Source organism: Veillonellaceae bacterium (assembly GCA_025992895.1).
GTDB lineage: Bacteria > Bacillota > Negativicutes > Veillonellales > Dialisteraceae > Dialister.
The window spans coordinates 2,286,951-2,306,487 of record DAJPGA010000001.1; the positions used below are offsets into that span (position 1 = coordinate 2,286,951).

Annotated in this window: 19 protein-coding genes and 1 riboswitch; of the genes, 13 read left to right on the top strand and 6 right to left on the bottom strand. The window is 50.8% G+C overall.

Annotated elements, in window-relative coordinates:
* Positions 1-526: 526 nt before the first annotated feature.
* Positions 527-1,453 (bottom strand): 4Fe-4S cluster-binding domain-containing protein, encoded by a 927-nt coding sequence (locus OIM03_10375; GenBank protein ID HJI74651.1) that lies wholly within the window; start codon positions 1,451-1,453, stop codon positions 527-529.
* Between the two features lie 210 nt (positions 1,454-1,663).
* On the opposite strand from OIM03_10375, the gene OIM03_10380 reads away from it, so the two are divergent.
* From OIM03_10380 to OIM03_10390, 3 genes are all read left to right on the top strand, one after another.
* A complete protein-coding gene (locus OIM03_10380; GenBank protein HJI74652.1) occupies positions 1,664-3,058 on the top strand; it encodes an NCS2 family permease in 1,395 nt (464 codons plus the stop codon).
* A gap of 81 nt (positions 3,059-3,139) precedes the next feature.
* The gene (locus tag OIM03_10385) at positions 3,140-3,463 is read left to right on the top strand and encodes a multidrug efflux SMR transporter (protein ID HJI74653.1); all 324 of its coding nucleotides are present in this window, start codon (positions 3,140-3,142) and stop codon (positions 3,461-3,463) included.
* Positions 3,464-3,474: 11 nt separating this feature from the next.
* Complete coding sequence (locus OIM03_10390) at positions 3,475-4,341, top strand: D-alanyl-D-alanine carboxypeptidase (GenBank protein ID HJI74654.1); 867 nt, start codon at positions 3,475-3,477, stop codon at positions 4,339-4,341.
* A 374-nt stretch (positions 4,342-4,715) separates the two neighbouring features.
* On the opposite strand, the gene OIM03_10395 is transcribed toward OIM03_10390, so the two are convergent.
* Together OIM03_10395 and OIM03_10400 are read right to left on the bottom strand one after the other, a co-directional pair.
* Positions 4,716-5,273, bottom strand: a complete 558-nt coding sequence (locus tag OIM03_10395; protein ID HJI74655.1) for a DUF2284 domain-containing protein — start codon at positions 5,271-5,273, stop codon at positions 4,716-4,718.
* A 104-nt stretch (positions 5,274-5,377) separates the two neighbouring features.
* Positions 5,378-6,673, bottom strand: coding sequence for a hypothetical protein (locus tag OIM03_10400; protein ID HJI74656.1), 1,296 nt, complete (start codon positions 6,671-6,673; stop codon positions 5,378-5,380).
* A gap of 298 nt (positions 6,674-6,971) precedes the next feature.
* Between OIM03_10400 and OIM03_10405 the strand changes: the two genes are divergently transcribed.
* From OIM03_10405 to OIM03_10445, 9 genes are all read left to right on the top strand, one after another.
* Positions 6,972-7,298 carry a PadR family transcriptional regulator gene (locus tag OIM03_10405; GenBank protein ID HJI74657.1) on the top strand — a complete coding sequence of 109 codons (327 nt, stop codon included), beginning with the start codon at positions 6,972-6,974 and terminating at the stop codon, positions 7,296-7,298.
* On the top strand, positions 7,291-7,917 hold the full coding sequence (locus tag OIM03_10410; GenBank protein ID HJI74658.1) for a DUF1700 domain-containing protein: 627 nt from the start codon (positions 7,291-7,293) through the stop codon (positions 7,915-7,917). Before OIM03_10405 ends, OIM03_10410 begins: the two co-directional genes overlap by 8 nt.
* Positions 7,914-8,276, top strand: a complete 363-nt coding sequence (locus OIM03_10415) for a hypothetical protein (GenBank protein HJI74659.1) — start codon at positions 7,914-7,916, stop codon at positions 8,274-8,276. The genes OIM03_10410 and OIM03_10415 overlap by 4 nt, the downstream gene beginning before the upstream one ends.
* An 81-nt stretch (positions 8,277-8,357) precedes the next feature.
* On the top strand, positions 8,358-8,768 hold the full coding sequence (locus tag OIM03_10420) for a hypothetical protein (protein ID HJI74660.1): 411 nt from the start codon (positions 8,358-8,360) through the stop codon (positions 8,766-8,768).
* 146 nt (positions 8,769-8,914) lie between these two features.
* A complete protein-coding gene (locus OIM03_10425) occupies positions 8,915-9,658 on the top strand; it encodes a hypothetical protein (protein ID HJI74661.1) in 744 nt (247 codons plus the stop codon).
* Between the two features lie 721 nt (positions 9,659-10,379).
* A complete protein-coding gene (locus OIM03_10430; protein HJI74662.1) occupies positions 10,380-11,078 on the top strand; it encodes a helix-turn-helix domain-containing protein in 699 nt (232 codons plus the stop codon).
* Between the two features lie 29 nt (positions 11,079-11,107).
* A complete protein-coding gene (locus OIM03_10435) occupies positions 11,108-11,950 on the top strand; it encodes an IS3 family transposase (GenBank protein ID HJI74663.1) in 843 nt (280 codons plus the stop codon).
* A gap of 770 nt (positions 11,951-12,720) precedes the next feature.
* Positions 12,721-13,677 (top strand): glycosyltransferase family 2 protein, encoded by a 957-nt coding sequence (locus OIM03_10440; protein HJI74664.1) that lies wholly within the window; start codon positions 12,721-12,723, stop codon positions 13,675-13,677.
* Between the two features lie 29 nt (positions 13,678-13,706).
* Entirely contained in the window at positions 13,707-14,891 is a 1,185-nt protein-coding gene (locus tag OIM03_10445) for a RuBisCO large subunit C-terminal-like domain-containing protein (protein ID HJI74665.1), read from the top strand.
* 91 nt (positions 14,892-14,982) lie between these two features.
* Here OIM03_10445 and OIM03_10450 read toward each other — a convergent pair whose 3' ends face one another.
* From OIM03_10450 to OIM03_10460, 3 genes are all read right to left on the bottom strand, one after another.
* A complete protein-coding gene (locus tag OIM03_10450) occupies positions 14,983-16,236 on the bottom strand; it encodes an S-layer homology domain-containing protein (protein HJI74666.1) in 1,254 nt (417 codons plus the stop codon).
* Between the two features lie 286 nt (positions 16,237-16,522).
* The gene (locus OIM03_10455) at positions 16,523-16,675 is read right to left on the bottom strand and encodes a hypothetical protein (protein HJI74667.1); all 153 of its coding nucleotides are present in this window, start codon (positions 16,673-16,675) and stop codon (positions 16,523-16,525) included.
* A gap of 18 nt (positions 16,676-16,693) precedes the next feature.
* Positions 16,694-17,986: an OFA family MFS transporter gene (locus OIM03_10460; protein HJI74668.1), complete on the bottom strand. Its 1,293-nt coding sequence runs from the start codon at positions 17,984-17,986 to the stop codon at positions 16,694-16,696.
* A gap of 59 nt (positions 17,987-18,045) precedes the next feature.
* Positions 18,046-18,131, bottom strand: a riboswitch (ZMP/ZTP riboswitch).
* Positions 18,132-18,592: 461 nt separating this feature from the next.
* Between OIM03_10460 and OIM03_10465 the strand changes: the two genes are divergently transcribed.
* A complete protein-coding gene (locus OIM03_10465) occupies positions 18,593-19,537 on the top strand; it encodes an ABC transporter permease (protein HJI74669.1) in 945 nt (314 codons plus the stop codon).

Below are 19,537 nucleotides of genomic sequence, written 5' to 3' on the forward strand. Positions count from 1 at the left end.
ATATAGAGTCAATTGGTATACGGTCCACTTTCCCCTGACGGGGACAGTCTCGCAAGGAATAAAAGAAAGAGCTCAACTCTTATTTGTTTGAAACCTTATGTAACCCCATCCCTACCATACTCCTTCCCCTTACGGGGACAGCTTTTACCGCTGGTGCTGGCGGGTTTTCTCCGTCACTTTCGATGGCTAATGATATGAGAGGATACGGTTTCGGCGCTTTTGGGCGTCCCCGTTAGGGGAAGCTGTCAGGCCTCAATACTGATGCCTGACTGAAGGGGTGCATTATTCATTGGTTTTTATAAAAAGGTTCCACGAGCGAAGCGAGGTTGTATGGTTTCCCTCTTCGCGTTCGTCGAGGTTGTAAGGTTTCTACAAAACAGCTTTCTTTTTCATATTTTCTAAACAGAAAGCGTACCTTGGCATTTCGCTTTGCCGGCTTCCAATCAAAAAAAGGAATGTGTCCTCGCTCATGAGAGTTCACATTCCTTTTTCCCTTTTATACTTTTATATATTTTTCTTCCTTATATTATTTCGGGTCGAGGCCTTCGTGGGCGCTTTCCAGGACTCCTGTTCCGTCGAAGATGGGGATGAAGGCTTTATCGGAGCTTTCTTTGGCCTGGACGTAGCCGTCGGTGATGCCGAGGTCTTCCATGTAGCTTTCGCATTCTTCATATTCTTCGTCTGTGATTCTCCGGTTGATTTCGGGGAATTCGCTGGCTCTTCCGTATGGCATGTACTGGCGCATGAGGCTGAAGAGGACGTCGCCGGGGGCGAAGGTCTCTGCTATGTATTCCATGATGCGCTTGGTGTCTTCTACCTGGCCGGGGAGGATGAGGTGGCGGATGAGGACGCCTTTTTTGAGGATGCCGTCGGGGCCTATTTCGTAGGGGCCGGTCTGACGGAACATCTGCTCAATGGCAGCAGAGGCTTTTTCGAAGTAGTCCGGGGCATCGCTGTAGCGTTTGGAGGCTTTGCTGTCCATGTACTTGAGGTCAGGGAGCCAGCACTGGACTTTATTTCTTAGGAAAGCGACTGTGTGGACGCTTTCATAGCCGCCGCAGTTGTAGACGACGGGGACGGGCAGCGGGTCTCTCAGGCTCTGGAATATGGCGTGTGTGTAATGGGTGGGCGTGACGAGGTCGATGTTGTGGGCGCCCTGGCGGATGAGTTCCTGATAGATTTCTTTCAGGCGATCGACGGAGACTTCGATGCCTTTTCTCATTTCGCTGATTTCATAGTTCTGGCAGTAGACGCAGGAGAGGTTGCATCCTGCGAAGAAGACGGTGCCGGCGCCTCTGGTTCCTGCGATGCAGGGTTCTTCCCAGTGATGGAGCGCGGCTCTGGAAATGACGGGAAGCATGCCGCTGGCGCAGTAGCCGACGGTGCCGCGGTCACTGGCCGAGCGCTTCCTTTCTATTTTGCATGCCCTTGGGCAGATGTTGCAGATACTCATTGGATTCCTTTCCGGGTTTCCCCTCTTGAAAATCTCTTTTATTGTACCACAGCTGGAAAGTGGGAATTTTATCCATTTCCCGCATGATTTTCCGATTCTGTCATAGAAATTTTATATTTCTATCGTTGCCCGCGATATAAAAAAATCATATAATATAGGGTATTCAAACGTAGTCGTTTTCCCTTATTGTGTTTTGAAAGGAGTTCATTCATGGAAAACAACGCAGGTCTCCTCGAGAGGATCTTCCATCTCAAAGACAGCGGGACCACGGCCAGAACGGAAATCATGGCCGGTATCACCACTTTTATGACGATGGCATATATTCTCGCCGTCAACCCGAGTATCATGAGCACGACGGGCATGGACAAGGCTGCTGTTTTGACGGCAACTGCTATTGCCGGCTTCATGGGTACCATGCTGATGGCAATATTTGCCAATTATCCATTCGCGCTTGCGCCCGGCATGGGGCTGAACGCATTCTTCGCCTATACGGTCATCGGCCAGATGGGCTATTCCTGGCAGATGGCTCTGGCTGCTGTCTTCGTTGAAGGTATCATCTTCATCATTCTTTCATTGACGAGTGTCCGCGAGGCGATCTTCAATGCGATTCCGATGAACCTGAAGAGGGCCGTTTCCGCCGGTATCGGCGTCTATATCTGCTTCATCGGCCTGTCTTCGGCTCATGTCATCGTAGCCAATCCGGCGACGAAGGTTTCTCTCTTCTCGTTCAAGGGCGCTATGGCAGCCGGTACGTTCCATACGGTTGGCGTTCCGGTCGTTCTTGCAATCATCGGCGTTCTTTTCACCGCTATCCTGATTGCCAAGAAGGTCAGAGGCAATATCCTCTGGGGCATCGTCTTCACATGGATTCTCGGCATCATCTGCGAACTGACCGGCGTTTATGTCCCGGATCCTTCCGTCGGCGCTTTCAGTACGCTGCCGGATCTGTCCAACGGCATCGCCTCTTTCATGCCGGCAAGCATGGATCCGATTCTTTTCCAGCTTGACTTCTCCCAGCTGGCGACCTTCAATTTCGTCGTCGTCCTCCTGGCATTCCTCTTTGTCGACCTCTTTGATACGATCGGCACGCTGATCGGCGTTTCCGCCAAAGCAAACATGCTCGACAAGAACGGCAAGCTCCCGCACATTAAGGGCGCCCTGATGGCTGACGCTGTCGCTACGGCAGGCGGCGCACTGCTGGGTGTTTCCACAACAACGACTTACGTAGAATCTGCAGCAGGCGTTTCTGAAGGCGGCAGAACGGGTCTGACGGCTGTCACCGTTTCCATCCTGTTCCTGCTTTCTCTCTTCTTCTCGCCTTTCTTCATGGCTATTCCGGCATTCGCTACAGCTCCGGCTCTGGTATCTGTCGGCTTCCTGATGTTCACGACTGTCACCGGCATCGATTTCGCTGACCCGACGGAAGCATTCCCATGCTACCTGACTGTCATCGCGATGCCTTTCACCTACAGCATCGCAGAAGGCATCGCTTTCGGCATCATTTCCTACACGCTGATCAATCTGCTTGCAGGAAACCGCGCGAAGGTCAGCCTGCTGATGATGATCCTGACAGTACTCTTTGTCATGAAGTATATTTTCATCTGATTAGGCACTTTCGCCATTCAAGAAGGGGCTGTGACGAAATGACTGCTCATTTTGTCACAGCCCCTTTTTCAGGAGGTTATTTTGGCTTATGCTTTGATGTTCTTTGCCATCGGCATGGAACTGACAGGAACGACGCTTCTCAAGTATTCGCAGGGGTTCACGAAGCTTCTGCCGACGATCGGCTGCCTCGTTTCCTACTTCATCTGTTTCTTCTCATTTTCACGCGCGCTGAATGATCTGAATCTGGGCCTGGCGTATGCGACCTGGAGCGGCGTCGGCATTGTGGCCTCTGTCCTCATTTCCTGGTTCCTCTTCGGCGAAAAGCTGAACGGCTGGGGCATTTTCGCTGTCGCCATGATAATTATCGGGTGCATTATCCTGAACGTGTTCGGCACCGATCACTAGAAAGGAGTCTTATGAAATCTTCTTCGAAAGTTCTCTTTTCATTTCTTGCTTTCCTTCTTCTCTCCATCGAGGGCGCTTTTGCGGCCGCTCCGGAAATCACGGCGGATGCCGCCGTCATTTACGATCCTGCTGCCAAAGTATTCCTGTACGAAAAGAATGGGACGAAGAAGGAATATCCGGCCAGCATGACAAAGATCATGACGGCGATTCTCTCTTTTGAAAAGGCGACGCCCTACGATACGGTGAAGGTCAGCAGGAATGCCGCTGACATCGAATCAACGGCGCTGAACGGCGGCGAATGGATCGCGCTTGGCCAGCTCCGGAATCAGATGATGCTGATCTCGGATAACGGCGCGGCAACGGCAATCGGCGAGACGATTGCCGGCAACCTCCCCCGCTTCACGGACCTGATGAATGCGAAGGCGAAAGAAATCGGCGCAACGCATACCCATTTCGTCAATGCAAATGGCATGCCTGACCCGGATCATTACTCCACGGCTGAAGACATGGCAAAGATCGCGGCGTATGCGATGAAGAACCCGAAATTCCGCCAGCTGGTTGGAACCCGTGAAAAGCAGGTCCACTATATGCGCCCGAATGAAACGGTCACCTTCGGCAATACGAATGAGCTCCTCTACTCCTATCCGGGAGCGACGGGCATCAAGACGGGATACACCAGAGCGGCTGGCGGCTGCCTTGCAGCATCTGCTATCCGTGACGGCAAGGAACTCATCGTCATCGTCATGCATTCTCAGGATACGGACACGCGCTTCACGGAAGCTGCCAAGCTTCTCGACTACGGATTTGCTCTTGAAAAAGAGGGCGCTGTGAAGACGCCGGTGAAAGCACCTGGCAGGAAAGCAAAGAAAGCGGCGTAATAATACAAAAAGGACTGAGACAAAATGTGAAACCATTTCGTCTCAGTCTTTTTTTGCTGATATATTCGATTAGATGATTCTCCAACACATTTATATATTTGTATTATCTGAAAACCTCGCTGCGCTCGTGGTAATCAACCCTATCCACCGCAATTTTATATAACTACACCTCATCCGCGCAGCCACAGATAAAAGATAAGCTGCGCACCTTCCCCAGAAGGGAAGGCTTCACAAGGAATAAAGAAAAGATTACATGTCTTATTTGTTTTGGACCTTTTGAACCCCATCCCATACGCCCTTCCCCGTCTGGGAAGGCGAGTCGTTAATTCCCCGGATTTCTCCAGTCATTTCCTTTTTTATATATTCAGCTTTTCTCAGTCTATGAGTACCATGCCGTAGACGGGGAGTTTCTTGACGGGGCCGGTGAGCATTTCAGAGCGGTAGCCATTGTCTTTGATGAGGGCGAAGACGTCGATTCCGCAGGCTTCGAGCGACGGTCTTGCTTCCAGCGGATGGACGCAGTGCTTGAGGTTGCAGGTCTCGCAGAGGCGGCAGCGGCCGGCTTTCAGTGCGAAGGCTTTGTAGTAGTTCTTGAGCATGGCGCTTCTTTCTACCTTCAGCAGTACTTCGAGAAGGCCGTTTGTGACGCCTGTGTCGACTTTGGTCCAGTCTTTGCAGTCTTCTTCGGTGAGTGTGACGGTGTACTGGATGATGATGCCATTCTTGTATTCACTGATGAACTGTTTCATGAAAGGAAGCTCTGGCGTGTACGGCGGGCAGCAGAGCGTTTTCCCATAGTTCGGGCAGCCGAACTGGCACTTCATTCTTGGCCATGCAGCGAGTTTGACGCTGGCGATGTCGACTTTTTTCGCATCGGATGCACCTGCTTCTTTGGCCTCTTTGATCAGGTCCTGTAAATCTTGTTCAGTCATTATATCCTCCTTGGGTTTCCCAAATCCCATGCCGGTATTATTATTGTTATCCGGCTTTTCCTCTATTGTAGCACCGGAAGAGACCGTCTTACAGGGGAAACCGCTCAGGATTTCTTTTTCCAAAGCATCGAGAGAAGCTTCCAGAGCGGCAGCAGGTACAAGTAGAAGGCATAGGGAATGGATGCGAGGGGCGCGCTGGTCGCGGCGAGGACAATGGCGCAGGCAATGGACCATGGAATGACGGCAGGGATGACTATGGCCGTGTCTTCCAGGTCTTCGGCGAACTGTTCCTTATCCTTATTGAGCGTCCCGCAGAGCTGGGATGTAAGGATGACGGCGAGCGTCTGGCTGCAGGAAATGAGGCTTGTGATGATGGCGGAGAGGAGCGTTGCCGGATAATTACCGAAGCGGCGCGCAAAGGTTTCAAGTTTCCCATGGATGCCGTCCAGAAGTCCCGTTCCCTGGAAAATGCCGGAGAAGGAAGCGGAGAGGCAGACGATGGCGGCGACATGGAGCATGGAAACGATACCTCCCCCATTGACCATGGGCGAGAGTTCCGGGACAGGAGAAACGTAGCCGAAAATCATGATAAAAAGGATATTCCATGGATCCTGCGCCTGCTCAGTGTAGGAAAGAAGCGCCGCCAGAGCGATGCTGACGGCCATATTCGTCTTGACGGGTACGCGGAAGAAGCTCAGAAGGAGAATGGAAACGGCGGGCAGTGCAAGGATGGGAGAAAAGATATAGAGCTCTTCAAAGTCTGCCGAAGCTGCGGCTGACGCGGCGGCATCCGGAAGCATTTCTCCAAGGGCGAAGTAAATCACGCAGGAAATGAGGAATGGCAGGGCTGCGGACTTTGCCATATTTCTTATATTCGTATAAAGGTCGACTTCCGTTAAGACGCTGACGAGGAGCGCAGAGGTCGAGACGGGCGACATGCGGTCGCCAAAGTAGACGCCGGCAAGGATCGCGCCTCCCACCATGGCCGGCGGCATGCCGATGGTCATCCCGATCGACATGGTGATGACCCCCATCGTGGCCGACGTGCCGAAGGATGTTCCGAGGAGAAAGGAAACCGCGCAGTTCAGAAGGAAGGCAAGCAGGATGAAGATGGACGGCTCTATGAAATCGGAAGCGAGCGTAATGATGTAGGCGATCGTTCCCGAAGCGCGCCACACGCCTGTCAGCATACCGATCAGCATGAAGACGATGAAGATGGTGCGGACGGACATGACCCCCTTCCATGCCATGGAGAGGACATCGGACAAGCTGTACTTCTTATAGAGCCCGTACCCGACGAAAAGAAAGAAGCCTGCACCAAGTGCATAGAGGAGCTCGGATCCTGTCAGGATGCAGATGAAAAGGATGGCTGCGAAAATTCCTAAAACGATATTTGCCATATAGATCACTTCCCCCGGCCGGGTTTTCCCGGTCCTTTTTATTGTCTATTTATACTGTCATTGTATCACGCTATTTTCCTATCGTCAGCCGGAAGGCCGATGAAATGCGGAAATTTCCTCTTCCAGTATCAATGAAATTTATGGTATATAAAAATGTAAAGAATTATTTAATATTTAGTACCTTGCATTACAAAGTACTTTGTGATAAAGTATGTTCAACGAAGAAAACAGACCGCCAGTCAATATCCAGGGAGGCGCTTTCTTCGGAAGATCTTAGTCCCCCAAGAAAGGAGCGACTATGAATGTACAATTGAAGAAAGGTGTCATGGAGATTGTGGTTCTCTCCATGCTCCAGCGGAAAGATTTCTATGGCTACGAACTGGTCACGGAAATCTCCAAGTACATCGAAATGTCCGAAGGTACTATTTATCCGCTGCTGAACCGTTTCAAGAAAGATGGCCTGGTTGATACGTACCTGGCTGAATCACATAATGGCCCCCCGCGGAAATATTACCGCATCACAGACGCAGGCCGGGCTGAATTCCAGGAGTCCGTGAAGGAATGGACGGAATTCAACAAAGCTGTGCGACGACTACTTGCCGAAGGAGGCGAATCTTATGCGTGAAAGTGAATTTTTAGACCTTCTAAGGTATTATTTCCGCAACGCGAAGCCGAGCGAAGTGAAGGAAATCCTCGCTGACTACGAGGCCCATTTCGAAGAAGGCAAAAAGGAAGGACTTACTGAGGAGGAAATCTCCAAGGAGCTCGGCAGTCCGAAAGATATATATGATTCCTACCAGTCCGAAGGCGTCGTCGATGAAAAGACGAAGACTTCCACGCTGATGGATGGCGCTGAAAAGGCAGCCAATGCCGCTGGCAAGGCAGCCGACGCAGCGCAGAAGAAACTGGGCGAAACCTGGGATGAGGTCAGCCCGAAGCTTCCGCAGGCTGTGGAAAGCACGGCTCTCCTGACAGCACGTCTCCTCTACGGCGCAGGCATCGTTCTTGCCGTATTCATCGCAGCCGCAACGATCCTGATTCTGGGTCTCCTGCAGGTACGGTTCGCACCGTTCCAGGGTATTCCCCCGCTTCCGGGTCTCCACCCGCTGACGCTCTTCTCGATCGGCGGCGCTGGCATCTTCTCAGCCCTCGCTGTTCTCTTCACGGGAATCGAAGGCAGCAAAGCTCTCAAGAGCACCGTCAAGAAGGATGATCATAAAGAGGAAGGCGGTGAAGGAAAATGAAAAAAATCATCGTTTTCATCGTACTCGCTATCCTCTCCATGGTGACAGCCGCCGTTTCCTTCGTGGCAAACGACATCGGCTCCTACCGTCACTGGATCGCTGAAAACAAACCGGCGATCATGGAAAACTTTGACCACAAGGACAGGCACATCCGTCCTGATGAAGACCGCAGGATGATGGATGAGCACAGAGACAAGGATTTCAAGGGTCCGCCTCCGGATCTCCGCGGCCGTGACGACCGCAGGGATGTGAAGGATGCTGACAAGGCAGCCAAGGATGCACCGGCGCAGGATCAGAAACCTGCACAGGATCAGAAGCCGGCCACAGAAAATACTCCTGAAGCAGCACCGCAGAACTAATCGTGATTTCCCCGGCAGGATTTCCTGACCGGTACATATTTGGAAGGACAGGCAACACCTGTTTTGGAAAAGAGGTACATTATGAATAAGAAAATTATCGCAGCAGTTATTGCAGGACTCGCGCTGACAGGCGCTGTCGCATTTAGCACAACGGTTTCCGCCGCTGACGAACGTCCGATGGTTCCTTCGGAATATTCACAGAAGGATGATGCCTGGACAAAGAACAATGACCAGTACTCCAATCAGCAGATTCAGAAGATGAAGAAAGCTGAGCAGAAGGATCAGAAAGAACATGCCAAGAAAGTGAAGAAGCATGTAAAGAAAGACCAGAAGCAGGACAATTTCGAACAGGACAGAAACAAGAAGTACGAAGACCAGGGCATCCACTACGGCCAAAAGCACGAAAAGAAAGCCCCGAAGGTCAATAAGGAAGAAAAACAGGACTCCCAGAAAGCTATGGGGCCTGACGATGAAGAATGGCACCGCATCTGATCCTGGTTACCCAAAAGTAACCGCTTGCCATTATTTGATTTAGTGGATACAATAATCCCTATGTCATGGAAGCCCTTCCGCTCCGCACCTCCCAAAACGCGAACGGAATGCATATACAAATTTGCTTCAGAAAGGATGGATTCATTATGAGAAACCTGAAGAAACACATCATCATGGTATCTGCCGCAGCTATGTTTGCCGCAGCCGGATTTGCAGGAAATTCCGTTTTCGCCGCTGAACCGACGACTGACAATTTCGTGCTCCCTCCGCAGATGACCGAGCAGCAGAAGGCTGATTGGGCCAAGGACAATCCGCAGTACCGCGAAAAGGAAACCCAGCAGGCAGAAAGAACTGCCAGAATGGCTCCAAGATCCGTCACTCCGGATGAAATCACCAACAATGGCCGCGATTACCGTATCGCTCTCCTCAATGCAGAAGAAGGCCGCGCTCCAGGAAGCGACGAGAATGCCATGATGCAGAAAGACGGTCAGCCTGCACCTTCCGACAAGGCCAATGGCCCGAGAGTCAGAAGAGAAGGCAGCCGCATGCCTGAAGGCCAGCAGCAGCCACAGCGCCGCTTCCACCGCAAGGATGGACAGAAGGGCGAATGGAAAGCTGACGGCCAGAAGGGCGAACACCATTTCAAAGGCGAAAAACGTGATGGAGAGCACCGCTTTGACAGACAGGACCGTGACGGCGATCACCGTTATGGCCCGGAAGACAAACGGTTCAAGCATCACAAGAACCCGCGCTTTGATCAGCAAAAGGGTGATGAGCAGGGCCAGCATAAGAAGGACCACAGATTTGGTCCGAGAGATGGCCGGCCCACCCCTCCTCCGGACGCAGGTTTCCAGCCGCGTCCGGACGGACAGCCGCAGGATGAAGAATAACCTGGAGGCTTAACGTGAATCATGACCAGGCGGACTTCCCAAATAAACCTGGCCTTCACAACTCATCTCTCCACCTTCCCGATTTCGGAGAGCGAGTATAAAAAATCCACAAATTCCGGACGCCAACCTTCCCAAAACCGGCGTCCGGCTGCCAGAGCAATCCCATGCTTTGGTTCACTCCAAGGGGCCGGACAAGGAAAGTTATCTTCCTTCCCTATAAAAAGAACCTTTCCCCCGGCCTCCGGCAGGATCACTCCTTCCCAAAAAAGAATCCTGCCAAGCCTTAATTCTTCCGTTCCGGTTTCTTCCTCCCTGTTGAGCCGGAATCCCCCGAAGAATGAGGTACTCCCTTACAAATTAATACCTTCCCTGAAGGATACGAAGTCCTTCACCAGAAAGCCGCTCTTCCCCGAGCGGCTTTTTGGGTGGGATGAAGGGATGGGGAGAGGCTATGGAGATAATGACAAGGTATAAAACCATACAACCAGCCTTCGGCTGTTGGTAATCAATCCTTTTGAAAACCATAAAACCAGCCTACGGCTGAGGAACTACATCTCATCCGTCTCGTACACTAACTTATTAGGCATTTGTACAATTACCATTATTGTCAACTGGTATACGAGCCACCTTGGTATGATTCAACAAGAAAGACAGAATAATATCATAAATATATTAGGAGGTCATTCTTATGCCATGTAAAACCAAAGCGTCCCCGGAGGAAATGTTAGACCAGATTGCTTCATATCTCTATCAGGGTGTTACGATTACCCAGGCAGCTGAAAATCTTCATATGAGCCGCATAACATTCAGGAAATGGGTCCTCCGGTATAAAGAGGAGGGCTTTAAGGGATTGCGGCCCAGGCAACATTTGTCTTACTACTCCAATCAGATGAAGATCCAGGCCGTAAAGGAATATCTTAAAGGCGGTGTTTCCATGCTTTCCGTCTGTGCCAAATACAGAATTTCCGGCACACTCTCCCTTAAAACATGGATTGAGGCGTATAATGAGCATAAGTTGACAGACCTCGTTTCTGAAGGAGGAGATCTTATGGGCAAACGCCAGCAATCGGTCAAGGAAGAGCGAGTCAGAATCGTTCAGGAGTGCATCGCCAGTGGATGCGATTATAACAAGATAGCCAAGAAGTACAACATGTCCTACCAAACGCTCTACACATGGGTAAAAAAGTTCAAGGAAATGGGCGAAGTTGGTCTTGAGGATTACAGAGGAAAGCCGATCAGGCTCCAAACGCCCCGGACCGAAGAAGAACAGCTGCGTCAGGAGAATGCCAGACTTCTTGAAGAACAGAAGGATCTTATAGCAGAGATTGCCCTGCTAAAAAAAAAGATGGAGATAGAGGAAAGGTTGCGTTCCTCGAAGGATTCAGCCTTACTCACCTTCTCAGAGATTTTAAAGCCATAAAAGAAGTCCATGAAGAAACCAACATCTCCATAGAAAGTCTCTGCCGACTCTCAAAGGTCTCCCGGGCAGCTTATTACGGATGGCTGAATCATATTAAGAGCGGCCGTGAACTGCTGAGAGAAAAGGTCGCACAGGAGGTCATGAAAACCCATCAGGAATATCCGGATATGGGATACCGCCGGATTAACGATTGGATCAAGAAGGATGACAACATCAATATAAATGTAAGCGACAGTCTGGTTCTTCGTATCATGCGGATACTTAATATTAAGTCCGTGATCAAGTACAAGACCGATGGTTGCACTCGTAACGCAAAGGATCCAAAGTACATTTTTGAAAACCTGCTGAACCGTGACTTTGATGCCGGCGTGTCCAATGCAAGATGGATGACGGATGTCACTGAATTCAAGTACACAACTGCTGATGGAGTTTTGCACAAGTTATATTTAAGCGCGATTATTGACGGCCATGATCGCCGGATTGTCTCTTATGTCATCGGCGACAGGAACAATACTGCACTGGCTTTTGAGACAATGGAAAAGGCACTTAAAGAGAATCCTGGAGAACATCCAATGATTCATACCGACCGCGGATTCCAGTATACAAGCAACGGATTCCATAAGATTGTTGAAAAAGCAGGACTGGTTCACAGCATGTCCCGTGTAGGCTGCTGTGCAGACAACGGTCTGATGGAAGGGTTCTGGGGAATGCTGAAGCGCGAACGTTACTACACACGTAAATTCACCAGCCGTAAAGCAGTGGTAAGCATGATCAACGGCTACATCTACTTCTACAACAACAAACGCATTCAGCGCAAATTACATCTTTTAGCTCCAATGGAAGTATTCAACGCAGCTCCAATGGCTGCATGATTAAGATTAAAGTACGATTAGATTTTTTATGATATTTATTTGTCTGTATTAACAAATCCGCACCACCTTCTCCTGCCGGAGCAAGGTAAAAGGCAATTCTTCCCCGTCTGGGAAGGCGAGTGTTCGCTTCGCTCGGGGGAATCAACCCTATCCGCCGGCCTTTTTAGAAACTGCACCTTTGAAAACCACAAAACCAGCCTAACGGCTGAGGAAATGCAACTCATCCGTCGGCTCCGCCGCCACCTTCCCTTCCAGGGCAAGGTCAAAGGCAATTCTTCCTTCCGTAGGGGGCAGCTTGCGATGTGAAATGAAAAAATTCAAGGCAAATTTGTTTTGAACTTTTATAGGCACCTTCCCCGTCTGGGAAGGCGAGTGAAACCGGAAAACCAAGGCTGGCGCCTTGAGGAAATGAACCCCCTCAGGCGCCTCCGCGCCAGCTCCCCCTCCGGGGCGAGCTCAAACACCCTTAAACCAAGCTCCGCTTGTTGGAAATCCTTACAACCTCGCTTCGCTCGATGAAATGCAACTCATCCGTCGGCTCCGCCGACACCTTCCCTTCCAGGGCAAGGTCAAGACCGGCCTACGGACCTGAAAATGGCATTTCCTCTTTAGCTCTCCCTCTATATTTATATTTTATTTATCATTATTTAAAGGCAGAGGAAGTTTTATCGTGTAGTATCGGAAATGAAAATAGGGGCGGATGCCCCGGCTCGTTATCACTGTGCTATAATATAGGATAGCGCTTAAGCTCATATTTTGGAGGATTTATTATGATATCAATCGTGACACCCGTTTATAACGAAGAAGGAAACGTCGTTTACTTTCATGACGCAGTGACTAAGGTCATGAAGGACGTTGACATGGATTATGAGATCATCTATGTCAATGATGGCTCTAAGGATCGGACGGATGCGCTGATCCATCAGCTGGCTGACAGTGACCCTCATGTGCGGGCGCTCACGTTTGCCAGGAATTTCGGGCATCAGATCGCGATTACCTGTGGTATGGATTTTGCCATCGGGGATGCGGTGATTACGATGGATGGGGATATGCAGCATCCGCCGGAACTGATTCCGAAGCTGATCGAGAAGTGGCAGGAGGGGTATGATATCGTCCAGACGATCCGCACGACGACGGAGGATGCAGGGCCGGTGAAGAAGATGACTTCAGCCGGGTACTATGCTTTCATCAATGCGATTTCGACGACGCGTGTCACTCCCGGCGGCTCGGATTTCCGTCTGATGGACAGGAAGGCGCTGGAAACTTTCAAGAGATTCCGTGAACACAGCCGTTTTATCCGCGGCATTGTCGGCGGTCTTGGTTTCAAGCAGACTTCGATCGAGTTTGAGGCACCGGCCCGTCACTCTGGTGTTTCGAAGTTCTCCATGCGCAAGATGCTTCATTTCGCTATGGACGGCATCATCACGAATTCGACGCTGCCGCTCCGCATGGCTTTCTACATCGGTGTCCTTGCCGCTGTGGCCGGTGTGCTGGTGATTCTGCACGTGCTGTACTGTGTCATTGCTGGACAGGCTGTACCGGGCTGGGCGACGATGACGATCCTGATTTCCATTTTCGGCAGCCTGAATCTGATGGGTCTTGGTATTGTGGGAGAATACCTGGGCCGCATTTTCGAGGAGGCGAAGAATCGTCCTCTGTACTGGCTGCAGGATGATACGGCTTCCCATGCCGATAATCCTTATTGTGAAACGCACGATCATTTATAATTTCTACGCACAATTGAAAGGAGATTTTCATGGGTGATACACCTTTTTTCGAAAGTGAATTATTTGCTGAACTGAGTGAAGATCTGAAGGCTTCTTCCCGCTTTACAGCAACCTACCGCATCAAGGCGTCTGATTATGAGGAAGCAAAGAAGCTGGCTTTCGGCATCTGCGTGGAGCAGACGGTCGAATGTCCGTATGAGCTGGTCGAGGATACTCCGATCGGAGATACGATTGTCGGCCAGATCGAATCGATCAATAAGGCTGATCCGGGCGCTTACTACGCTGTCATTTCGTATGATCCGGATGCTGTAGGCCATGAAATGTCTGAACTGGTCAACATGTTCTTCGGAAATACGAGTCTGCAGCCTGGCATCCGCCTGATGTCGTTCGAGCTTCCGGATTTCATGTACAATGATTATCCGGGTCCGCGTTTCGGCCGCGAAGGCATCCGCGAATTGTGCGGTGTGGAACATGGCCCGATCCTCATGAGTGCGATCAAGCCGCTCGGCAAGAGTCCGAAGGAACTGGCTGAAATGGTTTACAAGCTCGCTCTCGGCGGCTGCCCGATCATCAAGGACGACCATTCTCTCATGAATCAGGATTATGCTCCTTTCGAAGAAAGAGTGCTCCAGTGCGTCATGGCGCTGGCTGATGCGAAGGAAAAGACTGGCAAGAAGAGCATGTACATCGCAAACTGCACGGCTGACGGCCTGCAGATGCTCGACCGTGCTTACAAGGCACAGGAAATCGGAGCAGACGGCATCATGCTCGCTCCGGCTCTCACCGGCTTCACGCTGATCCGCGATCTGGCAAGAGATCCGGAATTCCACCTTCCGATTTTCCTCCATCCATGCTTCTCCGGCTCTCTCGTCCTTTCTGAAGATTCCGGCATGTCCCCCTTCTGCTATTACGGACAGCTCTCCCGCCTGATCGGCGCTGACGCTGCCATCTTCACCAGCTTCGGAGGAAGGTTCTCCTTCTCCGTCGATACCTGCCAGAAAATCTGCGAAGGCACATCGGAATTGATGGGCGGACTCCGCCCCATATTCCCCGTTCCTTCGGGCGGCATGCGCTGGCAGCTTTTCAAGAATATGTACCAGACTTATGGTCCGGATACGATTTTCCTCGTGGGCGGTGCTCTTCAGACAGAAGGCCCGGATCTGACGGATAATGTGAAGTTCTTCCTGGAAAAACTGGAAGAAGCACAGAGATAAATCTATAAAGACAATAAAAAAGCAGTGAGACAACTTTCGTTTCACTGCTTTTTTGTTGCTTTGTACTTAATTATCTATTCCATCCGCCTTCTTAGAATACGTAGTTCAGGGAGACGGTGGCAAGATCGTCGTAATCGTACTTGTCTTTGCTTGTTGCATCGGCGCCGTACTTTGTCTTGACGTCGAATGCGTATTCACCATGGAGACGAACGTTCTTCATGAGAACGAGGTCGGCAGATGCGAGCCAGTAGCGGGAACGGTTGATGTTAGCGTTGTCTTCGACAAGGCCTGCTGCGGATACGGTGTAGGTGGTATCGTTCAGGAAGGAGCCCTTTTCAGCACTGATGTACTGGCCGGCAATGCGGAAGGTGCCCGGTTTCTTCATGTTGTAGTGGCCGAATGCGAGGCCTGCTGTCCAGGTCTGCGGATCGCCCTTGTAATCGGTGTTCTGGTAGTAGTCGCCGAAGATGTCGATATCTTCAGTAACGCCGGCGGTAAGGCCTGCGCCCCAGATGCGTGCATCATACTTGTCTTCGCCCTGAATGTATTCAGCATCGTAAGCCAGACGTCCGCTCTTGCCGTATACGCGGGCGATAGCTGCGGCTCTTTCTTCTTTTGTATCTGCTTTGCCAAGGTTTCCGCCAATGAAACGGCCATAGCCGATATCAGCAGCAAGTTTCTTGGATCCGATGGTTGCCATTGCACCATCGAAGGTATCATCGTACTGGAGTCCTGTCTGGCCAAGGAAAAGATCCATACGGCCGAGTGTCAGTCCTGCTTTGCCATTGAAATCATGATGAACGTACAGTGCCTTCATATAAGCATCTTTTTCGCTGCCTTTGAAGTTCATGTCGTAGCGGAGACGGCCATAAACATAGGTGCTGTCATTGACCTGGCCCTTGATGGAGACCTGCATACGACCATCCCATTTATCTACGGCATTGCCCTTATCTCCATAGTACTGGAGGAAACGGACACGGCTGTTGCCGGAGAAGGAAAGGTTTCCGACTTTCTTTTCAAGGTTCGACACGCGTACGCCGAGGTTGCTGAGTTCATCAGCATATTCGCCAGCGAGTTTGTCCAGCATGGCTCTCTGCTCAGCATTCATCTGATCTTCGTTAGCCAGCATGCGTGCAATGATCCGTGCCATTTCGAAGCGGGTGATGTTTCTTTCGCCGCGGAAGGTGCCGTCCGGATAGCCGACAACGACGCCCTGTTCGGACAGATCGACGACTGCCTGATACGCCCAGTCATCCGGGGTCACATCAGAGAACGGGTTGGCTGCGTATGCGGATACGCCAGCGGTGAGTGCTGCGACAGCAGCGATTGCAAGAATCTTTTTCATTCTTCTCTCCTCTTAGAGCAGAATCGTCCCAAATATGTTCCGAAGGAAGTTTTGCTCGAGTGACCGTGTTTCCTCTGCAATTTCCCTGGTTCCCTAGACAGCCTTGTGGGACATTCTCGACTGTGTGTATCATATTACCATCATCATTAGAATATAGCAACAAAATTATTTGTGATATCTTATTTTTGCATAGTCTTAGATTATGAAATAATTCATTTTGCATTAATTCAACTTAAATTAATTATAAACTGTGAGATGCTTTTGCAAAATCTTCAATCAAGCTGCATCAGATGGGATAAAGAATCAATTCAAGGCGGATTTGTTCTTTAAAGGCTGCTCTTCCTTCACAGGCAGCTGTCCCGGCGAGTCCTCCCTCTCCATTTGACTCTGCCTCCCGCTGCATATAAAAAGCCGCGAAACTGAATTTCTTCAATTTCACGGCTTTTCGTATATTCATTTAGTGTGCTTCTGCCATGTTGGAGATGGATCCTTTGGATGCTTCTTCCATGACATAGCGTTTCTTGTCCACTTCGTTTCTCCAGTGGAGGACGGCGCTGATGACGAAGGCAACAGCAAGCATTCCAGCAAAGAGCTGGAGGGTAGCGCTGTAGCTGCCGGTGGTTTCTTTCATGAATGCCAGGATGAGCGGGCCTGCCACGCCTGCGATGCCCCATGCGGTCAGGATGGATCCGTGGATGGAAGCGAGCTGGCGGACGCCGAAGATGTCGGAAAGGAATGCCGGCATGCAGGAGAAGCCGCCGCCGTAGCAGGAGATGATGGCAAGGACGAGTGCCTGGAAGATGAAGCCTTCTCTGGTAATGGAGAGCTGATGGAAAGCAAAGACTTCAAAGAGGAAGAATACCATGTAGGTGACGCCGCGGCCGATCCAGTCGGAAATGCTGGACCATACGATACGGCCGCCGCCATTGACGATGCCGATGATGCCGACGAGGGATGCTGCCTGCGCCGGGGTCATGCCGATGACTTCCTGTGCCATCGGGGATGCAACGGCAAGAAGGCCGATACCGCAGGTAATGTTGGTGAAGAATACCCACCAGAGCGCATACCATTTCCATGTATGCATGGCTTCTTTTCTGGTCATCTGCGGGCCAAGGACGGTTCTCTTCTTGCCAAGGGCTGCTTCCTGCGCGAGGACTTCATCGATCAGGGCAGGAATTTCGCCTTTTTTCGGCGGACGCAGGTAGGAAGCCGAAGCAATCATGACGACGGCGTAAACGCAGCCAAGGATGACGAAGTTTTCTACCAGTCCGTATGTATCAACGAGCCAGCGCATGACAGGGCCGGCGATCAGTGCGGCAAATCCGAATCCCATGATTGCCAGGCCTGTCGCAAAGCCTCTGTGGCGCGGGAACCATTTGACGAGTGTGGAAACCGGTGTGATGTATCCGGTACCAAGGCCGATGCCTCCGATACATCCGTAGAAAAGGTAAAGGAGCGCCGATGAGTGCATGTGCACGGCAAGCGCTGTCCCCAAAAGTCCTGTGCTGAAGAAAAGAGCGGAAACGAGACCGCTGCGGGATGGTCCGATCCTTTCCACGAAGCCGCCCAGGAAGCCTGCGGACATGCCAAGGAATAAAATAGCGAGCGAGAATGCCCATGTCGTTTCGCTAAGAGTCAGTCCCATAGCTGCCATGACCGGCTTTGTAAGGACGCTCCATGCATAGACGCTGCCCATGCAGATGTGAATTCCGACCGCAGCGAGTGCGATCAACCAACGATTTCTTCTCATATAATCCCTCCACTTTAACAATGAAGGGAAACCAAAGACGCAAAAACCGCCTGTTCAGGTTTCCCTGCCCAGACGGTCGGCCAATCAGATCATCCGCGGTTCACGTGGTCGATTCCACATCATTCCGTCAGTTCCGCGGTGTCTTTCGTTTGTGGCTTTAGATTACCATCCTTTTCCATATGTGTCAAGGAAAGAATTTTTTCTATGTTTAAGTGTACACTTATTCGCGGAGCACCTGGAATACCCGATGAACCCGAACTTTTTCTATACTGCACTATAAAAATACCTTATATATGCAAAACGGGCCATCCTGAATCATATGTTTCTTAATCTCGGTTATTCTCATGATTTCCTCATATTTTCTTATAATTTCACTCATTTACGCTGTATTGACAAACATTATCATTGATTTCCGCGGAAACCATGTTATAATTAGTTTAACAAATTCTAATCTTATAACGAAACAAGCATGGCACTGCCGGTAGTCTGGGGTTTGCCATTTTAAAGAACAAGGTCCTGCATGCAGGCCTTGTTCTTTGGCGTTATGGGGTTCTCGAACTAAATGTTCATTTACGTATGTTTGTCTATTATCTCAGGAGGAAGACTTTGAAACTGAAACAACTGGCCCTGCGCCTTGTGGAGATGGCAATCGTTCTTCTGGGCATTAGCTTCATCACATTCTGTCTGGTGATGCTGTCCCCGGGAGATCCAGTCCGTCAGATGATTGCCGGCAATGAAGACATCGTCGTCAGCCAATTGGAAATCGATGCGCTGCGTCATGAGCTGGGACTCGACCAGCCTTTCATTTACCAGTACCTGGACTGGCTGGGACGCGTACTGCATGGCAACTTCGGCTTTTCTTACCTGATGAAGAAACCGGTCCTGGATGCCATCCTGGAAGCGCTTCCTGCGACTCTTCTTCTCGCCTGCTCCTCCTCGATTTTCATGCTCGTCTTCTCTGTGCCGCTTGGCATTTACACTGCCGTCCGCCAGAACAGCCGCTTCGACTATATCGTGAGGCTCTTCTCGTTTGCCGGCGTATCGATCCCGAATTTTTGGATGGGCCTCATGCTCCTCTGGCTTTTCGGGCTGAAACTGAATCTTTTCTCCATCATAGGCGGTACGATTTCCCTGGAAAATCTTGTCCTTCCGACAGTCACTCTTGGCATCGTCATGACATCCAAGTTCACAAGGCAGGTCCGCGCTGCTGTTCTTGAAGAGCTCCAGCAGGACTATGTCATGGGCGCACGCGCCAGGGGCATTTCCGAGAGCCAGATTCTCTGGAAGGAAGTCCTTCCTAATGCATTCCTGCCTCTGATCACGCTCTTCGGCCTTGCTTTCGGCTCGCTTCTTGGAGGCGCGGCTGTCGTGGAAATCATTTTCTCCTGGCCGGGTCTTGGCTACATGATCGTGCAGGCCATCACCTACCGTGACTTCCTGACGGTGCAGGCGGTCGTTCTCTGGATTGCTTTCATGTACATGGTGATCAATATCATCATCGACTTCTCCTATCAGCACCTGGATCCCAGGCTGAGGAAAGGAGTCCGCTGA